A 26,217-nucleotide genomic window follows, 5' to 3' on the forward strand; every position below is an offset into this window, starting at 1 on the left:
CTACCATCAACGACGGTAATTCTCGGCACCCGAACGAACAGGACCCCTATGGCGCGCAAAGTCGTTGTCACACTTGTCGATGATTTCGATGGCACGTCCGCTGCCGATGCGACTGTCACATTCGGAATCGACGGGGCGGCCTACGAAATCGACCTGTCGGATGCCAACGCGGCGAAGTTGCGTGAGGTGTTCGAACAGTGGGTTCCGTACGCGCGCCGCACCGGGCGGGCGAAGGCGGGCGCCGCACGTCGCCTCGGCGTGGCACCGGCGGCCGAATCCACCCGCCGCAACGATCTGACCGAGATCAGGGCGTGGGCTTCGCAGAACGGGCACACCGTGTCCAGCCGCGGCAGGATCTCGGCGGACGTCATTTCGGCCTATGAGCAGGCCTCGGCGTAAATTTCCCGTTCGTCAACGGCACGGCGCGCATTCCCTCCGCGCGCCGTGCCGTTTTCGTTTCAGCCGGAACATCCCGATTGCCGTACTGCGCTGTCTCCGGGCGCTCGATCAAGAGCACATGGGCGACATCGTCGGCAACCGGACGGTGCCGGATGCCCTTGGGCACCACGAACAATTCGCCGGGGCACAGAACCACCGGGTCGCGGTCGGCCAATTCGACGCGGAACGTGCCGTCCCAGCAGAGGAAGAGTTCGTCTTCGTCGTGATGATGCCAGGGGAATTCACCCGCCAGCCGCGCGACGCGCACGACCGTGTCGTTGACGACGGCCAGCTCGTGCTGCTGGAACGGGCCTGGCAGGGCGGCGATGGACGCGGGGATCGAGACGGAACCGGAGATGCTCGAGGCTGTCATGGAGATCATCGTCGGCCCGCTCGCAGCGCCGATCCAGCGCCAATCGAGCATAATTGGTCTGCCAATGGAACCAATTGATGTGGTAGATCGGCTCGGTCGCTGGTCGGCGGGGCGCGGGCCGCTGTACGCGCTGATCGCGGCGGGGCTGCGCGGGCTGATCGACGACGACGAGCTGCCGGCGGGAGCGCTACTGCCGCCGGATCGGACCCTCGCCGTCGCGTTGTCGGTCGGACGGAGCACCGTGGTCGCGGCCTACGACCTGCTGCGCGACGAAGGCCGGATCGTGCGACGGCAGGGCAGCGGCACCCGGGTGGCGGGCACGCCGCGGGTCGATCCGCCGGAGACCACGAGTGCGCCGATGTTTCTCGACCTGCTCGAACCCCGGTCGGAGGTGATCTCGCTGGCGTGTGCGGCGCCGGACCGGCCGCCCGGCGAATTGACCGAGTCCTACGCGGCGATGCTGCCCGCACTGGCCGCGACGACCGACGACATCGGCTACTACCCGTCGGGGCATCCCGCGCTTCGGGAGGCGGTCGCCGAGTACTACCGGGGGCGCGGACTGCCGACCGAGGCCGGGCAGATCCTCGTCACCACCGGTGGACAACAGGCGCTGTCGCTGCTCGCCCGGGCACTGCTCCGCCCCGGAGACAGCGTTCTCGTGGAAGCGCCGACCTACCCGGGTGCGCTGGAAGCCTTTCGCGCGGAAGCCGCGCTGGTGTCCGGATTGCCGCCCGGACTGACACGCTTCGCGACTGCGATCCGCGACCGGCGGCCCACCCTCGCCTATGTGATCCCCACCTACCAGAACCCGACAGGCGCGGTCCTGACCACGCTCGCGCGGCGCGAACTCGCGCGAACATCGGCAACGGAGGGAATCACGCTCATCGACGACGAGGTGCTCGCCGAGCTGGGCTTCCCTGGTCACGAGACCCCGCGCCCCCTCGCCCTGTTCGCCGACACCGTGATCACCATCGGTTCGCTCAGCAAGAGCGTCTGGGGCGGGCTGCGGATCGGCTGGATCCGCGCGGCGATCCCCGTCGTCGCCAAGCTCGCCCGCTTGCGCGCGGTGCACGATCTCGGCGGCAACCTGCCCGCCCAGTTGGCCGCGGCCGAGCTGCTCCCCCGCCTCGACGGCCTGCTGCGCACCCAGTCCGCCGAACGCGAACGTCGCCACGACCACCTGCGCGCCGAACTCGCGCGCCGCATCCCCGAATGGGACGTGCCACCGGTCCTGGGCGGACAGACCCTCTGGATCCGGCTGCCGCGCGGCGACGGCGCCTCCTTCACCCAAGCCGCACTGCGACACCATGTTTCGATCCTCGCGGGCGGTGGCCTCGACCCGACCGGCGGCAGCGAACAGTACCTACGGATCCACTTCCTGCATCCCTTGCAGACCCTCACCGCCGCAGCCGAGCGCCTCGCCGAGGCATGGCGCGGCTACCACCCGCCGACCACACCCACCACCACCGCGCCGCCCCTCGCGTTCTAGCCGACACGCAGGTTGACCTTGACGCAGCGTCAGGGTTGCACCCTTGTCGCATGACCAACCACACCACACCCTCGACGAGGCACGCGCCGCCGGTCGGCGGGTTCATCCAAGTCGACGGCAATCGTCTTTACGCGCACCGGATGGGCAGTGGTGGACCGACCGTGGTCTTCCTGCCCGGCGCGAGCGCGGTCGGACTCGACTATTTCCTCGTACAGCAACAGGTTTCGAAGTTCACCAGTGCCGTGGTGTACGACCGCGGCGGCACCGGCTACAGCGATCGACTACCCCTGCCCCGCACCGCCACAGCCGTCGCGACAGAATTGCACGCACTACTGGAGTCCGTCGACAACCTCTGCGGCCCCTATGTTCTCGCGGCTCACTCACTGGGATGCCTCTACGCGCACCGGTTCGCGCAGCTGTATCCCGGCGACGTGGCCGGACTGGTCTGGATGGACGGCTTACACCGCGACTGGGACGAGTACATGCCACCGGCGATGCGCCTGGCCGCGGCCGCGGCGCCCGCACCCGACGCCGAGCAGCTCGAACACCTGCGTACAGCCCTTCGTGGGCTGCGCGACGAACTGCTCGCGAACTACCCGGCACCGATGCGGCGCGCACTGACGGAGGCCAAGGCGAGCGACGAATGGATCCGGGCGGGCTTCGCCGAGCGCGACCGGCTACCCGAACTGGCCGCCGAGCTGCACGCCGGGGCGAATATTCCCGACGTCGCGCTGGTGGTGCTCAGTGTGCTCGGCGCCGACCCCGACCTGCCACCCGAGGCGCTGGCCGAGGTCCATCACGGCAGGCGGCGAATGGACGCTGCCGTGGCGAAGGGGGTTTCGCGAGGGGAACAGCGCATTCTCACCGACACCGCGCACCACCGGCTGTGCTTCGACCGCCCCGATGCCGTGGTCGAGGCTATCCGCGACGTCATCGAGCGGGTTCGTCACCGCTAGGATCGGCGCGGTGCTCACCATCGGCCAACTCGCGGCGACCGCGGGCGTGACCGTGCGTGCTGTGCGCCACTATCACCAGGTCGGGCTGTTGCCCGAGCCCGAGCGCGACGCCTCCGGTTATCGCCGCTACCCCGCGCAGGCGGCGGTCGATCTCATCCGGATCAAGACCCTCGCCGACGCGGGCGTTCCCTTGTCGCGCGTCGATGCGCTGCTCCACGCTCAACCGGCCGAATTCGCCACGGCCATCGGCGATATCGACGCAGAGCTCGAGCGCAAGATCGATCAGCTCGCCGAGTACCGCCACCGGATCGCCGAATTGGCAAGCGGCGAAAGTCTTTTCCTACCCGCGGAGGTCGTCGCCCTACTGGACCGGATGCGCGGTCTGGGCATCAGCGAACAGCGCGTGCGGCTCGAGCGGGACGCCTGGGTCCTGTTGCGTGCACTGGACGCGGAGGCGATCCCACGGCGGATCGAGGAGAAGAACGCCGAATTCGACGATCCGGAGACCACCCGCCTGTACCGCGCGGTCGATGCTTCGGTCGACTGGCATCCGAACGACCCCCGCCTCGACCGCCTCATCGACGACCTCGATGCGTGGGAAATCGCCCACACCCGCGACACCACCCGCTCGACCGCACTCGTAGCTTCCCGCATCGCGGAGTCCTCCCCCGCCTGGCAGCGCATTGTCGACGCGCTCATCCACCGCGCCGCACAGCGAGCCTGCGAAACCTGACTCCCCGCGGCATCGGGCGATGGTCTCGCGAGGCGCCCCTACCCACTGTCACAGCGACGGTGGCCGCGCATCCCGGGCGCCTCCGTCCGCCTCCTCGACCCCGGTCGGGCGGCGCCGATTCAGCGCTGGACCAGCTCGCGAAGGGCGGTGGCGACGGTCTCGGGGTCCTCTTCGGCCATGAAATGACCCACGTCGACGATGCGGTGGTCGAGGTCGCGCGCCCAGCTCGACCACAGTGCCGCCGCGTCGAATCCGAGGGCGGCGCCCCAGTTCTGCTGTATGACGGTGACAGGCATGGACAGGCCGGCGCCGGCCGCCCGGTCGGCGCGGTCGTGGTCGATATCGACGGTCGCCGAGGCGCGATAGTCGGCCACAATCGATGGGACGGCGTCGCGGCAGGCGTCGAGGTACGCGGCGCGCACGGGCGGGGGGATCGCGGCCGGATCTTTCGCCCACTGGTCGAGGAAGTGGGCGAAGAACGCGTCGGCACTGGCGCAGATCATCTGTTCGGGCAGTCCGGGCGGCTGCGCCATCAGATACAGGTGGAATCCGACAGCGGCGGTGGCGCCGCGCAGCGCTTCCCACATGTCCAGGGTGGGCAACACGTCCAAGCACGCGAGGTGGGTGACCGCGTCGGGGTGGTCGAGCCCGGCGCGGAAGGCCACCAGCGCGCCGCGGTCGTGACCGGCCAGCGCGAAGCGGTCGTGACCGAAGGCAGCCGCCGCGGCGACGATGTCGGCGGCCATTCGCCGCTTGGAATAGGTGTCGGCCCCGGTGTCCGCGGGTTTGTCGCTGGCGCCGTAGCCGCGCAGATCAGGGACGATCACCGTGTGGTCGGCGGCCAGGTCGGCGGCCACGTGACGCCACATCAGGTGGGTCTGTGGGAACCCGTGCAGCAGCACGATCGGGGTTCCCGTACCGCCGACGGCGACATGGAGCGCGACATCGTCGGCGACTGGGACGCGGTGGTAGTCGAAACCGGAAATGGTGCGGGTCATCGCGGTGGCTCTCTCGTTCGTGGGTTGTTCCGCGGGGTCCGTGCGGAGCGAGTTCGAGCCTGCGGTGTAGCGATGAGCAACCGATGAACGCGCACTACATTGGCATGATGCGGTTTCAGGTGCTCGGACCGATCCTCGCGCACGACGACCGGGGCACCCCGGTGGCGCTGCGCGGTCCGCGCCACCGCGAAGTCCTCGCACGGCTGATCCTCGCGCACCGGCGGGTCGTTCCGGTCGGCCGTCTGGTCGAGGATCTGTGGGACGAGCCGCCCCCGAACGCGGTGGGTGCGGTCCGCACCTTCGTCGCCGGATTGCGCCGCGCGCTCGAACCCGATCGCGCGCCTCGCACACCGCCACGTCTGCTCGTCACCGAAGGGCTCGGTTACGCGCTGCGACCCGACCAGGCCGATGTCGACGCGTGGCGGTTCGATGACGCGGTGCGATCGGCCGCGAGCCTTCCACCGGAACAGGCATTCTCCCTGCTCACCGAAGCACTGAGCTGGTGGCAAGGTCCTGCTTACACCGATGTCGCCGACGCGGGGTGGGCGCGCGCCGAACGGGCGCGGCTCACCGAGCAGCGGCTGTTGGCCGTCGAACGCCGCGCCACGGCGCAGCTGGCACTGGGTGCCGCCGCGGCAGCGGTTCCCGGCCTCGACGCGCACGTCGCCGAGCATCCATGGCGCGAGGACGCGTGGGGGCTGCTGGCCACCGCCCTGTACCGCTCGGGCCGCCAAGCCGACGCGCTCGCCGTCCTCGCCAGAGCCCGGCGGATGCTCGCCGAGGATCTGGGCATCGATCCAGGACCGGCGCTGCGCCGCCTCGAACACGACCTGCTCCGCCAGGCCGAGTACCTCGACCCGGACGCGACCGACCCCACGGTCCGGGTCTGGGAACAGGCGCGCGCCGCCTACGACAGCGCCGTCGCGCCGCGCACCAGGACGCGGCTGGAGTCGACCGCGGGCCTCATGCGCGACCTCGCGGTGACCGGCGGCGGCGGCCTCACAGCCGCACGCGCGCATCGCATTTCGGCAGTCATCGCCGCCGACGATCTCGGCGACGCCGAATTGACCGCGCGGGTGATCGGGATCTACGACGTCCCCGCGATCTGGACCCGCTCCGACGACCCGGTGCAAGATCGACGGCTTGTGGAAATCGCCGAGCGGACACTCCTGCGCCTACCCACCCACGATGACGCCGACCGCGCCAGGCTGCTCGCGACCATCGCGGTCGAATCGCGCGGCGCCCTTCCGGTGCACACTGTGACCGAGGCCGGACTACGCCCGCTGCGCGCCGCCGGCGCGGCCGAGGAAATCGCGCGACGGCTACACGACCCTGCGCTGCTGGCTTTCGCCCTCAACGGTGTGTTCATGCAGAGCTTCCGACGAGCAGGTCTGGCGCCCCGGCGCGAGGCCGTAGCCACCGAGATCCTCACCGTCGCGACGAACGCAAAACTCGCGACCTACCAGGTCCTCGGCCACCTTATCCTCATCCAAACATGCTGTGCCCGCGCCGATTACCCGGGCGCCGACCAGCACGCCGACGTCGCGGACGCGCTCGCGCGGCGGTACGAATTGCCGCTGGTCGAGGTATTCACCACCTGGTATCGCGCCATGCGCACCGCCGCGACGCCAGACCTCGCGGCCGCGCGAGCCGCCTATACGGCGGCCGCCGACGTGCTCACCGGAGCGGGCATGCCGGGACTCGACGGTGGTCTGTTGCCGTTGGCCCAGCTGAGTCTGGCGCTGCGCGAGCACGAGACCGCGACGATCGCCGCGTTCGACCCCGAGACCGACTGGGGTCCCTACAGATCCTGGGTCGAACCCACCCTGCTCGTCGCCCGGGACGAGCTCGATGGTGCGCGAGAGGCCCTGCGCACCATCACGTCCCCGCCGCGCGACCTGCTGTTCGAAGCACTGTGGGCCATCGTGGCGCACGCGGCCGTGGCCGTCGGCGATCGGGAGACCATGCGTCGAGCCCGGACCCAGCTGGCCCCGGCCGCGGCCGAAACCACCGCGCAGAGCGGACTTCTCAGCATCGGCCCGGTTCGCGCCCACCTCGATGACCTCGACGCGGCGCTGCTGCGATCGCCGGTCAGGTGAAGACGTAGTCGGTCAGTGGGAAATGCCCGCTGCGCCAGGCGGATTCGAGTGTCGAGGCGGGCCGCAGCGGCACGTCGCCGTGTTTGTCGAAGTAGTAGCTGTTGGCGGTGGCGCAGCTGTCGTCCCAGAACACCTGGCCGCCGCGCCGGGCCAGCATCTCCCGGAAGTAGCGGTCGTTGGCCTCCTCGGTGACCTCGATGCGGTCCGCGTCGCTGGTCCTGGCGTGGTGCAGGCAGCGCAGGATGTGGCGCGCCTGGTTCTCGATCAGCGTGAAGTAGGAGGCGCCGTTGTAGCCGTAGGGTCCGATGATGGAGAAGAAGTTCGGGAACCCAGGGACGCTGACACCCTCGTAGGCTTGCAGCCGGTTCTCGTCCCACCAGGTCTCCAGGTCGCGGCCACCGACGCCGCGCAGGTCGTAGGTGGGCATATTGCCCGATTCCATGACCTTGAATCCGGTGGCCAGGATCAGCACATCGGCGAGATGTTCGGCGCCCGCGGCGGTGCGAACGCCGGTGGCGGTGATCTCGCTGATCGCCGCGGTCTCCAGGGTGACGTTCGCACGGTTGAAGGTCGACAGATAGTCGTTGGAGAAGCTGGGCCGCTTGCACCCGAGGGCGTAGCGCGGGGTCAGCGCGGCCCGGACCGTGGGATCTTTCACCTGACGCCGCAGGTGGGCCAGGCCGGCGCGTTCCCCGATCGCCGCGGTGGGCAGCGAGCGGTGATAGTGGGCGGCGAGCGGGAAAGTCACCTCGACATAGGTCTGACTCACCAGCCGGGTCACCGCCCGTCCGCCGGGAACCTTCAGCGCCAGCCGCGCCACCGGTGGCAGTGGCAGATCGGGCCGCGGCAGGCACCAGATCGGCGTGCGCTGGAACACCGTCAGATGATGCACCCGCGACGCGATCTCCGGAATCACCTGAACCGCGGAGGCGCCGGTGCCGATGATCGCCACGCGTTTACCCCGAAGGTCCTGGCGATGATCCCAGCGCGAGGTATGCATGGTCATACCCGAGAAGCTTTCGATCCCGGGTATTTCGGGCAGTTTGGGTCGGGTGAGCACACCGGTCGCGCTGATCACGAACCGCGCGGTCAGGTCGTCGCCGTCGGTGGTGTGCAATACCCAGCGGTCGGCGCGCTCGTCGAAATCGGCGCCGACCACCGTGGTGCCGAAGCGGATGCGCGAGCGGAGCCGGTATTTGTCCACGCACGATTCGGCGTAGGCCTTGAGTTCACGACCGGGCGCGTAGACCCGCGACCAGTCGGTGCGCTGTTCGAAGGAGAACTGATAGCTGAACGACGGGATATCCACGGCGACACCGGGATAGGTGTTCCAGTGCCACGTGCCGCCCACACCGTCGGCCTCGTCGATGATCACGAAGTCGTCGAACCCGGCCTTGCGCAACTCGATCGCCACGCCGATGCCGGAGAAACCGGCGCCCACGATCACGATCTCGTGGTCGATTCCCTTGGTGCTCACGCGATCTCCTTCACAAGTGCCGCCGACCGATGCAGGCGGCGGGGCCGGGCGAGGGTGCGCACCACGTGGCCCGCGTCGTCGGCGTAGACGATGCTGTCCACCTGATGCTCGATCCCGTCGACAGTGCGCACCCCCATCGGCGACAGCCGAGCGATCGGCCAGGTCACCAGGGTGCAGTGCGGTTTCCGCAGGGTGCGGTAATAGCTGTTGTGCACCGCGACACCCGCGGTGTCATCCGGCGTCAGACGATGTCGCAGCCACGAATCATGCACCTGGACATAGAGATTGGCCCGAGCGACGAGCCCGAGGAGCCGCTGTGGCGCCCGACGAGCTGTCGTCGCGGCGAGCAGTCGAACACGCGGCAGGACCCACACCGCTTCGGTCTGGAACACCGTCACCCGAGCTGCCTCGGCGGCGATGCCCGGCAGCAGCCGCGCAACCGCCGCCCCACCGCCGATGATCGCGACCCGCTGACCGGTGAATTCGTGCCGGGGCACGAAGGCCGTGTGGTGCACCTGAGGGCCGCTGAAAGTCTCGGCGAACCGTGGCGTCGTCATTTCGCCACCGGTTCGTAGGTGAGCTCGTCCGACCAGGACGGCCTGCGGCCCAGCACCCGGATCGGGAACCGATCGATGCAGGCATTCGATACGTCGGCCAGCAGCTGGAACGGCTGATGGCGGTGAATAGTGGCCTTTCCGTGCATCTTCACCACGTGATAGAGCGGGAGCCTGCGGATGGCCGGGCTGCGCTCGCCCACATTCTCGAAACGGCGCACCGCCTGCCACAGCTTCTCCTCGTCCAGGCCGAGCGCCATGATGTTGGTCGACATCCGCGACAGCAGCGGCGCGTAGAGCAACGCGCCGAGCACGAACGAGGGGCGCACCGCGAAACCGGCGGTCTCGATCACGGTTCGGCGTATCGGTCCCGCACCGAGTTGTTCGAGAACCTGGAAACCGACGGCCAGGTGCCGCGATTCGTCGCTGTTGATATGCCGGAACACCTCATGGCATACCGGGTCCTCGACCTCGTCGAGCAGAAACTTCACCAGCGCGCCGTCCAGGGCGGTCTCCAGCGACGGGATGACGGTGCCGAGCACGGGCAGCGTGAGCTGATCGGCGTAGCGATCGAGCCAGCTGATGACGAGGCGAATGTTCTTGTTGGGCAACGGCATCGCCTCGCCATCGGGGAGCATGCCCCAGCGGCGCATCAACGCCAGTTCGGCATTGGCGTGCTTTTGTTCCTCGGCGTGGAAGTACCGGTAGATCTCGCGCAACGGACCGGGCGGCGCCTGGCGGGTCAGGGCGGCGAAACCTCGGGCGCCGACGTGTTCGATCCACACCAGATCGGCCATGAAAGTGGCCAATCGCGGGCGCTGCTCGTCGGTGATGGTGTCGGCGCCGGGCGCGTCCCACTCGATATCGGCCAGTGCCCACTGCTTGGCGCGAATCGTGGCGAGCATATCGGGGTAGGCGAACGTCATTGTTCGATCTCCTTCGGGATGGATCAGCGCACGACCCGCTCCAGCAGGCCCGCCGAACGGGTGTAGGTCGCGGGCAGCCAGCGTTTGGCCTGCCACAGCACTTTGGCCTCCAGCTGCGGGACCACATACAGGTCGCCCCGGTCCACCGCGTCCAGCGTGGTGCGGGCGATGGCAGCGGGCGAACGGCCGGTCCAGCGCAGCAGCAGCCCGCCGAGGTGCTCGGCGGTGTCGTCCATCGGCGAATCCGCGGCCATGATATTGGTTTTCACGCCGGTCGGGCACAGCACCGTCACGCCGACGCCGGTGCCGGCCAGTTCGGCCGACATCGTCTCCGACAGCGCCAACACCCCCGCTTTACTGACGTTGTAGGCGGCCATCCGCGGCGCCGCGCCGAACGCGGCCGCCGAGGCGACGTTCACCAGCGACCCGCGCCCGGCCGCGCGCAGGATCGGCGCGAAGACATGGCAGCCGTGGATGACGCCCCAGAGATTCACCCCGAGCGTGCGATGCCAGTCATCCATGGCGAACTCACCGACCACCGGGCCGCCCGCGCCGATACCCGCGTTGTTGACGACTACAGTCGGCGAGCCGCCGAACCAGTCCCGCGCGGTGGCCGCCAGTTGTCGCACCTCGTCGATCACGGTGACATCGCAGCGGGTGCCGAGCGCCGCACCGCCCGCCGCCTCGACCAGTTGGGTGGTCTCGGCCGCACGGTCGGGGTCGATATCGGAGCACACCACGCGCCCGCCCCGACGACCCAACTCGACAGCGAACGCACGTCCGATTCCGCTACCCGCGCCGGTCACCACGGCGTCGGCCGCAGTGGTTCGGCGGTGTCCGCCGAAGGGGAACAATCGCATGGCAACTCCCGGATCGACCCGGCGAGACTCAAACTGGTGGCATCTGCCACCATTGGCCGCACCTGACACCAATTAGGCGCGCGAAGGAGTACTTTGTCAACCATGGATGTGCGCGCACCGGCACGGACCTGGGGCGGTCGGACCGCCGAGGAGCGCAGGGCGCGGCGGCGGACCGACCTGGTCGACGCCGCCCTCGATATCTGGCTCGACCACGGCTGGGCCGCGGTGACCATGCGCGGGGTCTGCCAGCGTGCCTCACTCAACGACCGCTACTTCTACGAGCACTTCGCCGACCGCGACGAGCTGCTCGCCGCGGTCTGGGATGAGGTGTGCACCGAGGTGTTCGCCGAGCTGGCGAGCGTTGTCGTCGAGCAAGCCGACCGCACCCCACTCGAGATCACCCGCGCGACCATCGCCCGGGCGGTCGAGTTACAGACCGATCTGCGCGGGCGGGCCAGGATTCTGCTGGCCGATCACGCGGGCAGCGCCGTACTCGAACAGCGACGCAAGACCATGCTCACCGACGCGACCGACGGACTCATCGCCCTCGCCTGGCCCTATCTGCGTCCCGGCATCGACGAAACCGCCATGCGCATGAGCACACTGGCAGGCATCGGCGGTTTCATCGAGCTGCTGTCCGCGTGGCGTACCGGTGTGCTCGATGTGGAACCCGAGCGGATCGCCGAGCACAGCACCGCGATCGCGATGCAACTCGGCGCGACGTTCCTACCCCCGGAGATCATCGGATAGCCCGCTCCCCCGGACTACACCGAACCTTTCAGCGCGCGCAAGCCGGCCGCCATGAATTCCGGCGTGGCCTCGGCGGCCCGATCGGCGGCCGAACCGGAGTCGGAACCCTGGCGGGCGCGGTGGGTGATGCCCTCGCCGATGACGCCGAGTTTGAAGTTGGCCAGCGCGAGGTAGAAGCCCCAGTTGTCGAGCTCACGCCCGGATGCGGTGGCGTAGGCCTGCGCGAGGGTATCGGCGCTCGGCAGGCGCGGGCTGGTCCACGCGGCACGGGCCCCGAGGATCATGTCGAAACTCGGCGACCGGTAGACGCACATCAGGGCGACGTCGGTGAGCGGGTCACCGAGGGTCGACAGCTCCCAATCGACCACGGCACGAACCCTTTCCGGGTCGGCGCTGTCGAGGATCGTGTTGTCGATCCGGAAGTCGCCGTGCACGATCGAGGCCGAGGCCTCCGGCGGAATCGCGGCGGACAGCGCGGCGTGCAGGGCCGCCACATCCGCGAGCTCGCGGGTTTTGACCCGCTCCCACTGGGAGGCCCAGAGATCGACCTGCCGGGTCACGAAACCGGCCGGCCTGCCGAATGATCCGAGCCCGACGGCGACCGGCTCCACCGCATGCAGGTCCGCGAGGACGCGGACCAGTTCGCGCGCACTCGAATTCACCTGCTCATCGGTGAGCGCCGCCAGCTCGTCCTGGTCCCGGAACACCGTCCCTTCGACGAATTCGACGACAGTCATCGGCGCGCCGAGCGCGGATCCGGTCGCGTCGAAGGCGATCGTTTTCGCCACGGGCACAGCCGATCCCTGCAGCGCGCTGGTGACGGTGTACTCGCGGGCCATATCGTGCGCGGACGGAGTGAGCCCGGCAACCGGCGGCCGGCGCACCACCCAGCGCGAGACGTCATCGGCGGCGGCGAAGGTCAGATTCGACCGGCCGCCACTGATCAGTTCGACACGCAGCTCGCCCCGCACCTCGACGCCGTTGGCGCGCAGGAACTGTTCGAGTGCGGCGATATCCATGCCGGGCAATGTCATTCGGAGTCTCGCTTCGCACGCTTGGCGGCGCCCACCGCACGCTTGGCGATGGCCCAGCGATGCACCTCGGAGGGGCCGTCGTAGATCCGGAAGGGGCGCACCTCGCGCGAGAGTCGCGCCAGCGGCAGATCGGCGGAGACACCGAGACCACCGCACATCTGCATACTCCGGTCGACGATGCGGAAGATCGCCTCGGCGGCATAGGTTTTCGCGATGGAGGTGGCGTTCGCGGCGGGCTCGCCCTGGTCGAGTTCCCAGCAGGCACGGGTCAGCAGTGCGCGGGTGGCCGCGATGTCGATCTCGTTGTCGGCGATCATCTTCTGAACCATGCCGAGGTCGCCGAGGCGCGAACCGAAGCCCGCGCGATCCGCCACGTGTGCGACCGCGACGTCATGGCCGCGACGGGCGGCGCCGAGCCACCGCATCACATGCGTCATGCGGGCCGGGCCCAGCCGCACCTGGGCGTATTCGAAACCGCGGTCGACCTCACCGAGGATCGCCGACTCCGGAACGAGCAGGTCGTCGAAGAAGACCTCGCAGTGACCGCCGATCATCGACTTGTCGAGAGTGTCGAGATGGCGACCGACGCGAATGCCCGGGCTGTCGGCGGGTGCCAGGAACATCGTGGCGCCGCCGCGTTCGCCCGGCTCGCCGGAGGTGCGGGCCATGATGATGAAGAAACCCGCGCCGTCGGCACCGGTGATGAACCATTTACGTCCGTTGATCCGCCAACCACCGTCGGCGCGGACCGCGCGGGTACTCAGCGCGGAGGGGTCCGACCCCGCACCAGGGGCCGGTTCGGTCATGGCGAAGGCCGAGCGCACCTCGCCGCGAGCGAGCGGGGCGAGAAACTGCTGCTTCTGCTCCGGGTCGGCGATGTGGGCGAGCATGTGCACATTGCCCTCGTCGGGGGCGGCGATATTGAGGGCGGTCGGACCGAACAGCGAGTAGCCCGCTTCCTCGAACACCGGCGCGCGGTTCGACATGTCGAGACCGTGGCCACCGTATTCCAGCGGCGCGTGCGGGGCGAAGACACCGGCATCACGGGCGGCCTGCTGAAGCTCGATGCGCAGCTTCTCACCGCCGGCAGCGGCGATGTCACCATCGTGCGCGTCCTCGACCGCGAGCACATGTTCGCGGACGAAGGCGCGGGTGCGGTCGGCCAGGCTCTGCACCTCGGACGGATAGGACAGGTCGATCGGCACGGATCGCACTCCTCGGCTCGGTTGCCGAACGATCGTTCGGCACATTGACTGTTACGACAGTGGCACGCGCGGATTCATGCTGTCAACAGCCCTGGTCGATCCACCAAGTTTGTTCAGCTATTCTGAACAACATGGAATCGACGGTAGCCGAACAGCGCGCGATGGGGGCACGGGTACGCCAGGCGAGGACCGCGGCCGGAATGTCGCTGCGGACGACCGCGCAGCGGATCGGCGTCAGCGCCGCCACGCTCAGCGCCATCGAGACGGGCAAGACCGGCGCCTCGGTCGCGCGCCTGCGATCCCTCGCCGCCGAACTGGGCACGACAGTGGCCTGGCTGATCGGCGACCAGCGCACCACCGCCTCCAGCGAACTCCGCGCGACCGCTTCACTCCCCACCAAGAGCCCCGCACCCGGCGCCGACGCACCAGATGCCTGGCGCGAGTTCCCGCCGCTCGATATCGATCCCGTACTCGCCGCAGCCATCGACTCCTTCGTCGAAACCGGCTATCACGGCGCCACGATGCGCTCGATCGCGGCGCGGGCGGGCATGAGCGTGCCCGGCGTCTACCACCACTACCGCGACAAACAGGACCTGCTGGTCCGCGCACTGGACCTGACCATGGACGAATTGCACCGGCGGATCCGCGCGGCACGCCTGGACGGCGCGAACGGCCGCGAGCGAGTGACCCGCGTCGTCGAAGCGCTCGCCCTGTTCCACACACACCACCGCGAACTCGCCTTCATCGGCGCCAGCGAGATGCGCAGCCTGAACCCGACCGATCGCGATCGAATCACGCGCTCCCGCAACGAGATCCAATACATTCTCGACGCCGATATCGACACCGCGCTCACCGAGTCGAACCGCTCGACCGCCCACGCGCGCGACGCGGGGCGCGCGATCGCGACGATGTGTACCGCACTGCCCCAATGGTTCCGGCTCGACGGACCGTCTTCCCCCGAACAGATAGCCACCACCTACGCGGATTTCGCCCTCGGACTACTCGGCTTGGCGTAACTCTTCGACTCTCCGCGTCGCCGGTAGGGCCGCCGCACGACTATCGCCTGTGCAGTGACCAGACAGTCGTCGCACCCCAGAGCACGAGCCGCAGGGCCGCGGCCATGTACAGGACGTACGCGAGCACGACCAGAACGGACCCGTAGTTGCCCGCCCAGTCACCGAGGCGCAGCAGCGCGGTCACACCGAGGCCGAGCAGAATCAGACCCAGGATCAGACCTGGCGTCGCCAGCGGTGCGATGTCCGATTCGGTAACCGGGGCCGCGGTGGCGCGTCGACCACGACCAGTAACTGATTGTTTGCCGTTTGATTCGAAGTAGATGCTGCTCATAGCGATCACTCCCCTTCCGGACGGCCGCCCCGAAACGGCCTATCAACGATCCATACCGGATCTACCGATGGCCGTCGCACCGGCGGACATGCGGGCCATTCGTGACTCCGGATCCGTATCGACCCGGTCGATGATCACGAACGGTTAACGTTCAGCTACTAAGAGCTTGCCAGGAAGGGCAGTGGGGAGACAGGCGATGTGATCTGCATCACATAGAACACATGTACGACACGGATTCATAACACGCCTGAGATCACGGGAAGAACCACGGCCGGAACTGGCGAAACCTCCGCTTAACTGGACATTCGACCAAGAATTCGACATACGTGTCATTTATCGAACCGTTATGGCCCTGACGTGGGAGAACAGGCCATGGCACGTACCGCGATCCAGTTGGTACCTGCCTGAGCCACCGACACGGCACCGAGACGGAATCCGCTCGACGAACCCCCACGACGCCCTGGACGGCCACGCTCCGCACCGCTTCGGCGCCGACGCCGCGCGGAAACCGTGCCGTGACGCGGACGTTCTCCCACCATCGTCCACGCCCCGAATCACCGCGTCGCGACCCGAAATTTCCGGCCCGCGACATCCGCGGCGTTCGAACCGGGGGAACGCGCCGCGTCGGCTATCTTGAGCTAGTTTTTCGATGCTGCTGGATCGTTCGTGTCGCTTCGCCGAAATCGCGTGCCGCGTGAGATCCACGCCCTCGCGCTGTCGGCGACCCTCTCAGACGAAGGGACGCCGGTCACCATGCCCGCACCCGTTATCCTCCACGGCCGCATCGCACGGCTGGAACCGCTCGCACCTCACCACGTCCCCGGGCTGAGCGCGGCGTCCGCCGCGCTCGACGGACCGGCCGGTTTCACGGTCGTCCCGCACGGCGAACAGGAGGCGCGCACCTATGTCTTCCAGGCCGAGGCGGCGCAACTGGCAGGCACAGCACTGGCCTTCGCGATCGTCACCATCGCCGACGAATGCGTGGTCGGGGCGACCAGATTCACCCGGCTCGACTACTGGCAGGGCCCGCTGAACTGGCCGTTGTCCGCCGAACCGGTCACCTCGTTGCCGGGCGGGGCCATCCCCGACGCCGTCGAGATCGGCAACACCTGGCTCACCCCCGCGGTCCGGGGCGGTCAGGTGAATCTCGACGCCAAATTGCTGTTGCTCACCCACGCCTTCGACAGCTGGGGCGTGCGCCGGGTGACCCTGCGCGCCGACGCCCGCAACCTGCGTTCCCGGGCGGCGATCGAGCGCCTCGGCGCGGTGAGTGACGGTGTGCGCCGGGCACATTCGCGTGGGCTCGACGGCGCGGTGCGCGATACCGCGTTCTATTCGATCCTGCGCGACGAATGGCCGGGGGTGCGCGGGCGGATCATCGAGCAACTGGCCGCTCGCGCAGCCTTGCGACGAGCGCCGTTGATTCCGGCGACCGTGGCGGCGCTGCGGCCGTTGGCCTCCTCGCCGATCGGTTGAGGACTCAGCCCGGCAGCGATTCGACGCGGTCGGCGATCAGTGTGGCGAGTTCGTCCGGGCGCTCCTCGGGGAGCCAGTGCGAGCCGTCGAGCACGGCCAGCCGGTAATCGCCGGTGACGTAATCGCCGGTCAATTCGGCGCCCCGCCGATTCAGGGCGGTATCACCGGTGCTCCACACATGTGTCACCGGAACCGTGACCCGCTTTGTCACCGTCCGCCGGGTGGTGAACGCCAGCGCGCGATACCAGTTCAGCGCGCTGGTGAGCGCGCCGGAGTCGACGATCTCGCTGTGTACCCGGGCGATGGCTTCGGCGCTCATGCCAGTCTTCGCCAGCGCTGCGTCGAGCCGCGCGGGTCGGGCGCGAAGTACGCGTTCGGGCAACACGGGAAGCTGGAACAAGGCCATGTAGTACGAGCGAAGGAGCTGATCGCTGCTGACCATCGACCGCGCCAGGGCGCCGGGGTGCGGCACCGACACCGTCACCAGTGTGCGCACCAGCTCGGGGCGGGCCGCGGCCAGCGACCAGGCGACCATCGCGCCCCAGTCGTGCCCGACCAGATGTACCGGGCCGCGGTCGATATCAGCGATCAGCGCGACTACGTCGTCGACGAGTTCGGGCACCCGATAGGCCAGGCGACCGGCCGGTCGGGCGCCCGGTGAGTAGCCGCGCTGATTCGGGGTGACGGTGCGGTAGCCGCGGGCGTTGAGCAACGCGGTGAGCGGCTGTAGCGAGGTGGCGGTTTGCGGAAAGCCGTGCAGCGCAACGATGACGGGCCCGTCGGACGGACCGGAGTCGACGACGTCGAACTCCAGTCCCGCCCGGGTGAAGGTGGTCAACTGCGTGGTCAACGAACCCCTCCGATCCGGTAACTTACTTACCGGTAAATTACTCCGGGCTCGCGCGCGGCGTCAACACCGCTCATCGCCCTGTGCCACCGTGCACGACGGCGACTTCCGTGCCACCGAGATCGAAGGCCCGATGCAGGATACGCACGGCTTCGTCGAGGTCGGTGTCGCGGACCAGCACCGAGATGCGGATCTCCGAAGTGGCGATCAGGTCGAGATTGATATTCGCCGCCGCCAGCGCCTCACAGAAGCTCGCGGTGACCCCCGGATTGTTGCGCATCCCCGCGCCGATCAACGAGACCTTGCCCACGCGGTCGTCGTAGCGGACATCGGCGAAGCCGATCTCGGCACGGCGCTCACGCAACAACTCGACCGCACGCGCGCCGTCGGCGGCGGGCAGGGTGAAGGTGATATCGGTGCGGCCGGTACCGGTGTTCTGCACGACCATGTCGATGCCGATCTCAGCGTCGGCGACCGCGCGGAACACTTTCGCCGCGTAGCCCGGCTCGTCGGGCAGACCGACGACGGTCACCTTGGCCTCGTCGCGGTCGTGCGCGACACCGGTGAGCACCGCCTGGTCGGCGGGGATGTCGGCCATCGAGCCGAAGACGGTCGTACCGATCGTGTCGGTGTAGGACGAGCGCACATGCACCGGAACCTGGTAGCGGCGCGCGTATTCGACGCACCGCAGCATGAGCACCTTCGAACCACAGGCCGCCATTTCCAGCATCTCCTCGTAGGAGATCTGGTCGAGTTTCTGGGCGTCGGCCACGATGCGCGGGTCGGCGGTGAAGACCCCGTCGACATCGGTGTAGATCTCGCAGACGTCGGCACGCAGTGCCGCGGCCAACGCGACGGCAGTGGTGTCGGAACCACCACGCCCGAGCGTGGTCACATCGTCGTTGTCCTGGCTCACGCCCTGAAACCCGGCGACCAGCACCACCTCGCCGTCGTCGAGCGCGCGGCGCACCCGGCCCGGATCGACCTCGATGATCTTGGCGCGGCCGTGCGCGCCAGTGGTGATCACGCCGGCTTGGGAGCCGGTCAGCGATCTAGCCTCCGCGCCGAGCGCATGAATCGCCATGGCTACCAAGGCATTCGAGATACGCTCCCCCGCGGTGAGCAGCATATCCAGCTCGCGCGGTTCCGGCGCCGGGGCGATCTGCCCCGCCAATTCGAGGAGCTCATCGGTGGTGTCGCCCATCGCCGAGCAGACCACCACGACATCGTGCCCCTGCTTCTTCGTCTCCACGATCCGCTCGGCGACCCGCCGAATCCGCTCCGCGGTGGCGACCGACGAACCGCCGAATTTCTGCACAACCAGGGCCATCCCGAGTCCTCTCCCCTGCTCTCCCGCACGCGATCCGCGGGTGACCCCTTCGAGTATCCAGGGATTCCAGGCACGACCGTACCAATTCGGCAACGAAACTGGCCGCCGCAGACTCGAGCGGAGGAGTAGCGGCGGGGACGGACAGTCCCGCAACGAGAGTTGCTCTGCCGCAATCCTTTGCCGTGCCTCGGCGCCACAACGCCGGATGCCACGCTGACCGAGTCGGTCCCCGTCGAGAACGGTAGATTCTTCGTTCGGTCATTTCGTCAGTCCGAGCAGTGCGGCGGTGAGCCCGTAGTCGGGGCCGAAGTCCTGCATATTTCCGGAGCGGCAGCCATCGGACTTCATCTGGATCCGCTCACAGAACACGCTGACGATCTCGCCGGAAAGGACGGTGCCGATCAGGGCGTGTATGCGGACGAAGCCGTCCTCCTTGTTCATCGCGCCGTCGACGTTCTGCATCAGTAGCGGCAGGATGTCGATGATCTCGACCATCGCACCGGAGTTGGCGCGCAGCTGGTTGGTGACGGTGGTCAGTCCCGTCAGCGACTCCGACAGGGTGTCCGCGTGCTCACCGAACGTTGTTGAGGTGTTGGCCAGGAACGCGTTGAGCTGATCGAGGGTGGCCTGCAGGCCGGGGCCCTGCTCAGCCAGCAACTCCGACGTCGCGGTCATCCGGTTGCTGAAATCGCGTACCGACTGGTCGTTGTCGGCCAGCATCGTCATGAGCTCGTTGAGCTTGATGATGATGACGGCGATGGCGTCCTTGTTGTCGACACCGACCTCGAGCACCGATGACAGCGCGTCGAGGGTTTCGCGGATCTTCTGGCCGTTGCCGTTGACCACCGGGTAAGACACCCGGCCCGAGAGCGGGCCGAGGCCTTCCTGGCCGGGTTCGGGCTCGAGTGCGGCGGCGAACTGGTCGATGGTTTTGATCATCGTGTCCAGTTCGATCGGGGTCCTGGTGTTGGCCTTGGTCAGATGTCGGCCGGACTCCATGGCGTCGCCGCCGGTGTAGGGCGGGGTGATCTCGATGTGGCGGTCGGTGACGATCGAGGGCGAAATGATCGCGGCGATCGCGTCTTTCGGGATCTTGACGTCGGCGTCGATGGTCATGTGGACCTCGACGTAGGTGCCCTTGGGCACGATCTTGTCGACCGTGCCCACAGCCAGGCCCAGGACCATGACCTCGTTGCCTTCGTACATACCCGCGATGTTCTCGAAGTCCGCGGTGATCTCGGTCGAGCGGTCGAGCGTGTCGCTCTCCTGTCCGGGCATGGAGCAACTGACGATCGCGATGGACGCTGCTGCCAGGGCCAGAGGGCGGAAAGATCTGTACACGGTGCTGCGCAGGTGCCTCATCGGTTCCATCTATTCGGTGGTCGCGGCCAAGGCTGCGGCGATGGATGGTCCGTCGAAACTGCTCGGCACTCCATGTCCTGGAACCAGGGTGTGGGCGTGCACCCTTGCGAGATTCGTAGCGGTGTCGAAGGTGAGCGCTTCGTCGTGATTGAACACCGCCGGTAGCAACTGGGGGCCGACGTGAGGCAGCAGCGGATGCCCGGTGACAAGTGCGTCTCCGGAGAACAGCACGCCTTCGGTGGGATGCAGGTACGCAGTGTGGCCGCTGGTGTGCCCGGGGGTAGGTATCGCGACGAGTCCGCCGGGCAGTGCCGCCAGGATGGCGGGCTCGACCGCCTCAACCTGGGGGATGGCTGTGCCGATGTGGCCGTGGACCGCGCGCAGGGTGTGTGCGACCCAGCGGCGGCCGCGTTCGGTGGTGAGTTGTTTGAGCATTCCGGTCGGCGTGATCTGTTGCAGGTATTCGCGTTTGGCGTGGCGCACTTCCTCGGTGCCGGTGTAGACCGGCATGCCGACCTGCTCGATGAGCGCCGGGATCGCGCCGATGTGGTCGAGATGGGCATGGGTGATCAGCACGGCCCGAACATCGGCAAGCCGACCGCCGATCTGGCGGATAGAGCCGAGCACGTCGGCGGCGTCAGCGGGGTATCCGGCGTCTATCACGGTTATCCCGGAACCGTCGCTGATCAGTGCCCAGTTGACGTTGGTGCCGGCTACGACATGGACGGAGTCGGAAACCTGATCGATTTTCATCTCGGACCTACTTCTGGATGTCGTGTTCGATGATCCCGATGCCGTCGATTTCCAGACGCAGATGGTCGCCGGGGGCGAGCCAGCGGCCCAGTTCCATCCCACTTCCACCGGGCAAGGTGCCGGTCGACAGCAGTTCGCCGGGATAGAGCTGTTCGCCGCAGGACACGTGCGCGATGGCTTGGGCCATCGAGTACCGGGCATTGTGTGTTCCGGTGCGTGCCACAGTCTCTCCGTTGATCGTGACCGTGGCGGTCAACCGGTCGAGCCGATCGATGAGCGCGGGCCCGGCGGCCGCGGTCGCCGACATCGAGGTGAGGAAATGTTTGGATCGTTGCGGGCCGAACCCCGAACGCATTTCGGCCAGTTGGACGTCGCGGGCGGAGAAGTCGTTGATCACCACCACTGCGGCGATCGCGGCGGCCGCCTGTTCGACGGTGGCGTCGCGCAGCGGAGCGCCGAGTACGACGCCGAGTTCGAGTTCGAAATCCAATGCCCGCGTGTAGTTCGGGGCAGCAACCGGCACCCCGGAGGGGACGATGGTCAAGGCGTTGGACATGTAGTAGATCGGCTGCCGATACCACAGCGCATGCGGCCGGAACGGCGGAAAGACGCGCCGGGTCAGTGTCTCGTAAGCGGTGGCGACGCGGGAGCCCACAGGCAAGAACCGGCGGGCCAGACCGCGCGCGGCGTCGACGGCGTGCCTTTCGAAGATCATGAAATCGCGGAACGAGGCCGGACACACCGGCAGGACGAGGGCCTCGTCGCCCAGCCCGAGGGCGTCGTAGCGCGCTATCTCGAAATCGAGGGTGAAGGCGGGCTCGATCCTCGGGAACCCCTGGCTACCATCGGATTCGATGTCGATGCGCCATCCCGTGCCGGTGTCGATCTGGGTATCGATACGGTGTGCGTTGCGATCGAGGATGCGCCGCATCCGAGGGAACGCAGCGGTGGCCCGATCGTGTGGGTGGGTCATGCGGCGACCTCGACGCCTACGCGTAGGTGATCGCGAAGGAATTTCGTCGACAGTGCCGTCCACTCCTCGGCGTGGCCCATGGCACAGTGGTCGTCGTCGGCATAAAGCACCAATTGCGCGTCCGGTGCGGCGACGGCGATGTCGATCGAGTCCTGAGTGGAGGCAAGGGTGTCGCGTGCGCCGTTGATCACCAACAGCGGGATGTCGATCTGGCGATAGTGCTGGGCTAGTGAGAATGTCGTCAATTTCCTCGACAAGTCGGCGGGGCCTCGAGCACCGAGGGTCGAAACCAGCGCGGAGACCATGATCTCGGGCATGCCGATCGAGTTGAGCAGCCCGAAACTGCGGTCGGCGAGCGGACCGTTGGATACCGCTACCGTCAGCCTCGGGTCGACGGCGGCCATCCGCGTCGACCAGTACGCTCCGAAACTGAAGCCCAGCATGCCGATCCGTTGCGCATCCAGTCGCGGGTCAGCGCACAGGTGATCGATAACGGTCGAGTAGATGGTCTCGGCGTCGATGCTCAGCGGTTCGGTATAGGAGTAGGTGCCGGGCATTTCCATCACGAATACGCCCATACCGGCGTCGCGTCGCGACAGCAGCGGCAGTAGCGCTTCGGCGATGGTGCCTTCCAGCCCGTTGGTGACCAGGATCGCCGGTACCGACTCCACACCGGCTGGGAGCATCAGCAATCCGCGGACAGTCTGCGCGCCGACCGGAATTCGCACCACTTCGATACGCACACCCATCGCGGTGTCGAGCGAGCCCAGCAGCACTTCGCACAGCCGGTGGGAGCGCTCGTAGGCAGCGAGCCTGGCCGGGCTGAATCCTGGCCAGGCAGCGATGAACTCGTACACCAATGCCTTGATCAGCCCGTCGATCGCGATCGCGGCATCGGCGGCGTCGGGATGAGCCGCGCAGAATCGGTCGACTGCCTCGGGATCGGCCACCGGTCCTCGGTCGGCCAGGATCGTCACCGCGGGTGTGAGCAACTCGCCCAGAGCACGCAGCTCCGACGACGCGGCGGGGTCGAGCAGTTGGTCGGTCGACGGCCCGCCGAGGCGCAGCAACGCTGCGTCGGCCCGCGCGAGGTGTTGGCGGGCGAAGTCTTGCCAGTACCCGGTCCAGCGGGTGTCGTCGAAGGACCGGCAACCCTGCAGCTGACGCTGAAATTCCTCGGTGCCGATCCCGCCGAGGTGGGTGAACCGCTCGGCGAACAACCGGGGCAGGAATCCCGCTACGCCGACCTGCCGGGCCGCACGCTCGGTGGTGTGAGTCATCGCGCGAGCGCTGATGAGAACTCGTTTGCCGATCTCCCGCACTGATGTCATCGTTGCGCCTCTCGTCAAAAATCGCAGATGTTTCTGCTTTTGTGAGCGTAGGCACAAGCGATAGCCAAAAGCAAGAATCTCTGCTTTAGTATTGAACTATGCCCGAAGCCGCGAACGTCGAGCCGCTGCGCCGACCTGGAGGACGGGCGGCGAAGGTCCGCGAAGCCGTGCATAGCGCCGTGCTCGAAGCTGTCGAGGAACACGGCGTGCACAAGGTCGGCATCCCCGATATCAGCCGCCGCGCCGGTGTCCGCGACAGCTCCATCTACCGGCGTTGGGGAACGCGGGAGAACCTGGTGCTCGATGTGATGCTCAGTGCGAGCGAGCGCACCCTGCCGCTACCGGATACCGGGTCGTTGTGCGGAGATCTCTCCGTCTTCGCCACCGCGCTCATCAACTACCTCGATACCCCTCTGGGTGCAGGTCTTGCGCGCGCCCTGGCATTCATCAGCGACTCCGAACACATCGCCCAAGCACGAAACACCTTCTGGGAAACCCGCTACGACGCCAACCGGGCAATGGTCGCCCGGGCGGTCGAACGCGGCGAACTACCCGCCGGCACCGACACCCGAACCGTCATCGAAACCCTCATCGCGCCAATACACTTCCGCCACTTCCTCACCCGCGAACCGATGGACCAACGATTCGTCGACCAGCACGTCATCCGGGTGATCCGCGCGTTGCAGTCCGATCCGCCCGAACGAGCTACAGCCCATGACTCCTCCGATTTCCCGCGACGAACAGGTAGCGAATGACCGATCCCGAACCCCTGCAGCCCTCTGCCTATACCAACGGCCTGCGTACTCGCGAAGAAGTCATGGGCGAGGGGTACGTTGCCCATGCTCTTGCCCCTCACCTCGGGCAGCGAATCGGCTGATCTTCAGCGCTTCGTCACCGAGCATGCCTGGGACGCGGTATGGAATCGGCCCGGTCTGAATCGCCGCGGCAGCAGCCTGCACACGACGAGCTTTCCGGCCGTATGCGAGGCGCTCTCAACAGCGGCTCACTCGCGCGGAGGTTCGACGGGACCCTAATCGAGAAGCCAGGTTGCCTTCGGTAATGGCCGTGACCCGAACCGGCTGGTCGTCCACACCTTGGATGTGACACTCAGGACGTCCCTCCACACAACCCCGAACATCCTCTTCTGCCGCTGATCGCGCAAGCTGCCCAGGACCCTGGGAGTGCAGAGTCGGCCCTGCTCACCGGGGTGAGATGTCCGCTACACACACCGAGACAGGAGTCGGGATGGCCAAGCTCGAGCGCGAGCAACTCATCGAACTAGTCGCACGCATCGCAAGCGCCGAAGGTAGCGAAGAGCAGCTGAATGAATGGCTTACTCGGCTACAAGATTCAGTGGCGGACCCGAACATCTCCGACCATATCTTCTGGGACTTCTCTGATCCTCCGCTGACTCCTGAACAGATCGTGGACAAGGCACTGGCCTACCGGCCGATCGTGCTGGGCGGACCGGAATAGCTGACGACCCAACGCAGTGTCATGCTGCTGGGCGCGCGGTCACGAACGTCCGTATCTGCCGAATTCAGTGCGGTTCTGTGGCAGCAGTAGATCAGGGCTGTTAGCGTCCAGAGCATGATGCGGTGGGGGAAAGACTGTCGTCGTGCCGAGTGTGAGATCAGTTCCGGAGCGACTGTACTGTGACTGATCTATACGAGCAGTGGCGCGAGATCCGTGACATCTTGGACCGGGGTCGCAAAGCGACTGGGCATTTCGCGATCGCATCGGTAGACAGCGATGGCGTTCCGAACATCACACCGGTCGGCACGGTCTTCCTCCGCGAAGATCGCACCGCGTTCTACTTCGACCAGTACACATCCGCGCTCGCGCGCAATCTCGATACGAACCCTCGCGTCTGCCTGATGGCAGTCGATCGTGGCACGTTGTTCTGGTTCCGATCTTTGCTGGTCGGCCGGTTCGCTGCGGCCCCCGGCGTGCGGCTCTACGGAACAGCGGGAACTCTCCGTCCGGCAACAGATTTGGAACTCGCGCAAGTACGGCGGCGGGTACGCCCGATGCGATTCCTCAGGGGTGGTCGGCTACTGTGGTCGAACTTCAGCCACGTCCGTGACATCACCTTCACCAGCTCGCGACTTGTGCGCTATCCCATGATGATGGCGCATCTTCCCCAAACTGATTCTGTGCCCTTCCACGATCCCGAGGTTTGACGCAGCCGTCAGAAACAGCCCACGGGTTGTATGCCCTCCTCTGCCGCTTCTGCGCAACCTGCTCAGGACCTTGGGAGTGCAGAGTCGGCCCGCTCGCTGGGGTGAGCGCCGATTACTACATCCGGCTCGAACAGGGCCACCATAGCCACTCGATCGATCAGATCGTGGCGGCCTCGGCGCGGATGCTGAACTCGATGACCCACTCCCACCGAGATGGTCGGCGAGCTGTCCTCGACGAGCGAGGATTTCGTCGCCGACACCACCTCGGCTACAGGCTGAAAGCGATCGCTCGCAATATCAGGACGGCGATGAACACCGCGGTGAAGGCCAGGTCCAGGGAGAAATCGCCGATCCGGATCGGCTTGAGTACTTTGCGTACCGGGGCGATGACCGGTTCGGTCGCGGCGTGGGTCACCTGCCTGGCTTTGCGGGCCCACTCGGGGCCGTTGCCCAGCGCGTCGATCCAGTCCACCACCATCCGGGCGATCAACAGCACCAGAAAGATGGTCAACGCGTAGCCGACCAGGGTTCCGACAAGACTCATGACGCACTCCTCGCGGAGGCCATAGGCGACCTCTTATCGCTCTCAACGTGCCCGACAGTGCCAAGGTGTCCACCACCCGAGTGTTCTCAGCCGATTATCAGGCCTGCGGTGGTGATCATGGAACGTGATCGGGCACGCGGCGTGGCGCGCGGACGGCCGTCGCGAGTCGTGGCGGCGGC

At 67.3% G+C, this 26,217-nt stretch carries 27 protein-coding genes; 11 read left to right on the forward strand and 16 right to left on the reverse strand.

Going from position 1 to position 26,217, the window contains the following annotated elements:
• Window positions 1-48 precede the first annotated feature (48 nt).
• Window positions 49-399 carry a histone-like nucleoid-structuring protein Lsr2 gene (locus tag NA12_RS27850; protein ID WP_067457839.1) on the forward strand — a complete coding sequence of 117 codons (351 nt, stop codon included), beginning with the start codon at window positions 49-51 and terminating at the stop codon, window positions 397-399.
• On the opposite strand, the gene NA12_RS27855 is transcribed toward NA12_RS27850, so the two are convergent.
• Window positions 368-811, reverse strand: a complete 444-nt coding sequence (locus NA12_RS27855; RefSeq protein WP_243655156.1) for a cupin domain-containing protein — start codon at window positions 809-811, stop codon at window positions 368-370. The two genes, NA12_RS27850 and NA12_RS27855, sit on opposite strands and share 32 nt — an antisense overlap.
• A gap of 64 nt (window positions 812-875) precedes the next feature.
• Between NA12_RS27855 and NA12_RS27860 the strand changes: the two genes are divergently transcribed.
• Genes NA12_RS27860 through NA12_RS27870 form a run of 3 tightly spaced genes read left to right on the forward strand, consistent with a single transcriptional unit; the run spans window position 876 to window position 3,989 of the window.
• Window positions 876-2,300: an aminotransferase-like domain-containing protein gene (locus NA12_RS27860; RefSeq protein ID WP_067457841.1), complete on the forward strand. Its 1,425-nt coding sequence runs from the start codon at window positions 876-878 to the stop codon at window positions 2,298-2,300.
• A gap of 50 nt (window positions 2,301-2,350) precedes the next feature.
• Window positions 2,351-3,256, forward strand: a complete 906-nt coding sequence (locus tag NA12_RS27865) for an alpha/beta fold hydrolase (RefSeq protein WP_067457843.1) — start codon at window positions 2,351-2,353, stop codon at window positions 3,254-3,256.
• Window positions 3,257-3,266: 10 nt separating this feature from the next.
• On the forward strand, window positions 3,267-3,989 hold the full coding sequence (locus tag NA12_RS27870) for a MerR family transcriptional regulator (RefSeq protein ID WP_067457846.1): 723 nt from the start codon (window positions 3,267-3,269) through the stop codon (window positions 3,987-3,989).
• A 119-nt stretch (window positions 3,990-4,108) separates the two neighbouring features.
• On the opposite strand, the gene NA12_RS27875 is transcribed toward NA12_RS27870, so the two are convergent.
• Entirely contained in the window at window positions 4,109-4,987 is an 879-nt protein-coding gene (locus NA12_RS27875; protein WP_067457848.1) for an alpha/beta fold hydrolase, read from the reverse strand.
• 83 nt (window positions 4,988-5,070) lie between these two features.
• Between NA12_RS27875 and NA12_RS27880 the strand changes: the two genes are divergently transcribed.
• A complete protein-coding gene (locus tag NA12_RS27880; RefSeq protein WP_243655155.1) occupies window positions 5,071-7,086 on the forward strand; it encodes an AfsR/SARP family transcriptional regulator in 2,016 nt (671 codons plus the stop codon).
• Here NA12_RS27880 and NA12_RS27885 read toward each other — a convergent pair.
• From NA12_RS27885 to NA12_RS27900, 4 genes are read right to left on the reverse strand one after another with little or no spacing between them, the layout of a single operon-like run.
• The gene (locus tag NA12_RS27885) at window positions 7,079-8,563 is read right to left on the reverse strand and encodes a flavin-containing monooxygenase (protein ID WP_067457851.1); all 1,485 of its coding nucleotides are present in this window, start codon (window positions 8,561-8,563) and stop codon (window positions 7,079-7,081) included. The two genes, NA12_RS27880 and NA12_RS27885, sit on opposite strands and share 8 nt — an antisense overlap.
• Entirely contained in the window at window positions 8,560-9,120 is a 561-nt protein-coding gene (locus NA12_RS27890; RefSeq protein ID WP_067457856.1) for an NAD(P)/FAD-dependent oxidoreductase, read from the reverse strand. The genes NA12_RS27885 and NA12_RS27890 overlap by 4 nt, the downstream gene beginning before the upstream one ends.
• Window positions 9,117-10,043: a reductase gene (locus NA12_RS27895; RefSeq protein WP_067457860.1), complete on the reverse strand. Its 927-nt coding sequence runs from the start codon at window positions 10,041-10,043 to the stop codon at window positions 9,117-9,119. Before NA12_RS27895 ends, NA12_RS27890 begins: the two co-directional genes overlap by 4 nt.
• 23 nt (window positions 10,044-10,066) lie before the next feature.
• Window positions 10,067-10,903 (reverse strand): SDR family NAD(P)-dependent oxidoreductase, encoded by an 837-nt coding sequence (locus NA12_RS27900; RefSeq protein ID WP_067457863.1) that lies wholly within the window; start codon window positions 10,901-10,903, stop codon window positions 10,067-10,069.
• A 102-nt stretch (window positions 10,904-11,005) separates the two neighbouring features.
• Between NA12_RS27900 and NA12_RS27905 the strand changes: the two genes are divergently transcribed.
• The gene (locus NA12_RS27905; protein ID WP_067457867.1) at window positions 11,006-11,653 is read left to right on the forward strand and encodes a TetR/AcrR family transcriptional regulator; all 648 of its coding nucleotides are present in this window, start codon (window positions 11,006-11,008) and stop codon (window positions 11,651-11,653) included.
• Between the two features lie 14 nt (window positions 11,654-11,667).
• Here NA12_RS27905 and NA12_RS27910 read toward each other — a convergent pair whose 3' ends face one another.
• Together NA12_RS27910 and NA12_RS27915 are read right to left on the reverse strand one after the other, a co-directional pair.
• Window positions 11,668-12,672 (reverse strand): phosphotransferase family protein, encoded by a 1,005-nt coding sequence (locus tag NA12_RS27910; RefSeq protein WP_174551141.1) that lies wholly within the window; start codon window positions 12,670-12,672, stop codon window positions 11,668-11,670.
• Window positions 12,673-12,683: 11 nt separating this feature from the next.
• Entirely contained in the window at window positions 12,684-13,892 is a 1,209-nt protein-coding gene (locus tag NA12_RS27915) for an acyl-CoA dehydrogenase family protein (protein WP_067457988.1), read from the reverse strand.
• A 131-nt stretch (window positions 13,893-14,023) separates the two neighbouring features.
• Here NA12_RS27915 and NA12_RS27920 point away from each other — a divergent pair, with 131 nt between their 5' ends.
• Entirely contained in the window at window positions 14,024-14,908 is an 885-nt protein-coding gene (locus NA12_RS27920; protein WP_067457873.1) for a TetR-type transcription factor C-terminal domain-containing protein, read from the forward strand.
• Between the two features lie 40 nt (window positions 14,909-14,948).
• On the opposite strand, the gene NA12_RS27925 is transcribed toward NA12_RS27920, so the two are convergent.
• Window positions 14,949-15,239 (reverse strand): hypothetical protein, encoded by a 291-nt coding sequence (locus tag NA12_RS27925; RefSeq protein ID WP_067457876.1) that lies wholly within the window; start codon window positions 15,237-15,239, stop codon window positions 14,949-14,951.
• A 753-nt stretch (window positions 15,240-15,992) separates the two neighbouring features.
• On the opposite strand from NA12_RS27925, the gene NA12_RS27930 reads away from it, so the two are divergent.
• Window positions 15,993-16,715, forward strand: a complete 723-nt coding sequence (locus NA12_RS27930) for a GNAT family N-acetyltransferase (protein ID WP_067457991.1) — start codon at window positions 15,993-15,995, stop codon at window positions 16,713-16,715.
• Between the two features lie 4 nt (window positions 16,716-16,719).
• On the opposite strand, the gene NA12_RS27935 is transcribed toward NA12_RS27930, so the two are convergent.
• The 6 genes from NA12_RS27935 to NA12_RS27960 form a co-directional block, all read right to left on the reverse strand.
• Window positions 16,720-17,565: an alpha/beta fold hydrolase gene (locus NA12_RS27935; protein ID WP_207905683.1), complete on the reverse strand. Its 846-nt coding sequence runs from the start codon at window positions 17,563-17,565 to the stop codon at window positions 16,720-16,722.
• A 70-nt stretch (window positions 17,566-17,635) separates the two neighbouring features.
• Window positions 17,636-18,892 carry an aspartate kinase gene (locus tag NA12_RS27940; protein WP_067457879.1) on the reverse strand — a complete coding sequence of 419 codons (1,257 nt, stop codon included), beginning with the start codon at window positions 18,890-18,892 and terminating at the stop codon, window positions 17,636-17,638.
• Window positions 18,893-19,150: 258 nt separating this feature from the next.
• Window positions 19,151-20,263, reverse strand: coding sequence for an MCE family protein (locus NA12_RS27945; protein WP_084473155.1), 1,113 nt, complete (start codon window positions 20,261-20,263; stop codon window positions 19,151-19,153).
• The gene (locus tag NA12_RS27950) at window positions 20,264-21,007 is read right to left on the reverse strand and encodes an MBL fold metallo-hydrolase (RefSeq protein WP_067457881.1); all 744 of its coding nucleotides are present in this window, start codon (window positions 21,005-21,007) and stop codon (window positions 20,264-20,266) included. It lies immediately after the preceding gene.
• A gap of 7 nt (window positions 21,008-21,014) precedes the next feature.
• Window positions 21,015-21,980 carry a fumarylacetoacetate hydrolase family protein gene (locus NA12_RS27955; protein ID WP_067457884.1) on the reverse strand — a complete coding sequence of 322 codons (966 nt, stop codon included), beginning with the start codon at window positions 21,978-21,980 and terminating at the stop codon, window positions 21,015-21,017.
• Window positions 21,977-23,311 carry an alpha/beta hydrolase family protein gene (locus tag NA12_RS27960; protein WP_067457887.1) on the reverse strand — a complete coding sequence of 445 codons (1,335 nt, stop codon included), beginning with the start codon at window positions 23,309-23,311 and terminating at the stop codon, window positions 21,977-21,979. Before NA12_RS27960 ends, NA12_RS27955 begins: the two co-directional genes overlap by 4 nt.
• 98 nt (window positions 23,312-23,409) lie before the next feature.
• On the opposite strand from NA12_RS27960, the gene NA12_RS27965 reads away from it, so the two are divergent.
• The 3 genes from NA12_RS27965 to NA12_RS27975 all read left to right on the forward strand — a co-directional run bounded on the left by NA12_RS27965 (window position 23,410) and on the right by NA12_RS27975 (window position 25,494).
• The gene (locus NA12_RS27965; protein ID WP_067457891.1) at window positions 23,410-24,066 is read left to right on the forward strand and encodes a TetR/AcrR family transcriptional regulator; all 657 of its coding nucleotides are present in this window, start codon (window positions 23,410-23,412) and stop codon (window positions 24,064-24,066) included.
• Window positions 24,067-24,556: 490 nt separating this feature from the next.
• Complete coding sequence (locus NA12_RS27970; RefSeq protein ID WP_067457893.1) at window positions 24,557-24,787, forward strand: bacteriocin immunity protein; 231 nt, start codon at window positions 24,557-24,559, stop codon at window positions 24,785-24,787.
• A gap of 221 nt (window positions 24,788-25,008) precedes the next feature.
• Window positions 25,009-25,494 (forward strand): pyridoxamine 5'-phosphate oxidase family protein, encoded by a 486-nt coding sequence (locus NA12_RS27975; RefSeq protein ID WP_243655153.1) that lies wholly within the window; start codon window positions 25,009-25,011, stop codon window positions 25,492-25,494.
• Window positions 25,495-25,762: 268 nt separating this feature from the next.
• On the opposite strand, the gene NA12_RS27980 is transcribed toward NA12_RS27975, so the two are convergent.
• Window positions 25,763-26,038: a YggT family protein gene (locus tag NA12_RS27980; protein ID WP_067457900.1), complete on the reverse strand. Its 276-nt coding sequence runs from the start codon at window positions 26,036-26,038 to the stop codon at window positions 25,763-25,765.
• Window positions 26,039-26,217 lie beyond the last annotated feature (179 nt).

Source organism: Nocardia alba NBRC 108234 (assembly GCF_001612665.1).
GTDB classification, from domain to species: domain Bacteria; phylum Actinomycetota; class Actinomycetes; order Mycobacteriales; family Mycobacteriaceae; genus Nocardia; species Nocardia alba.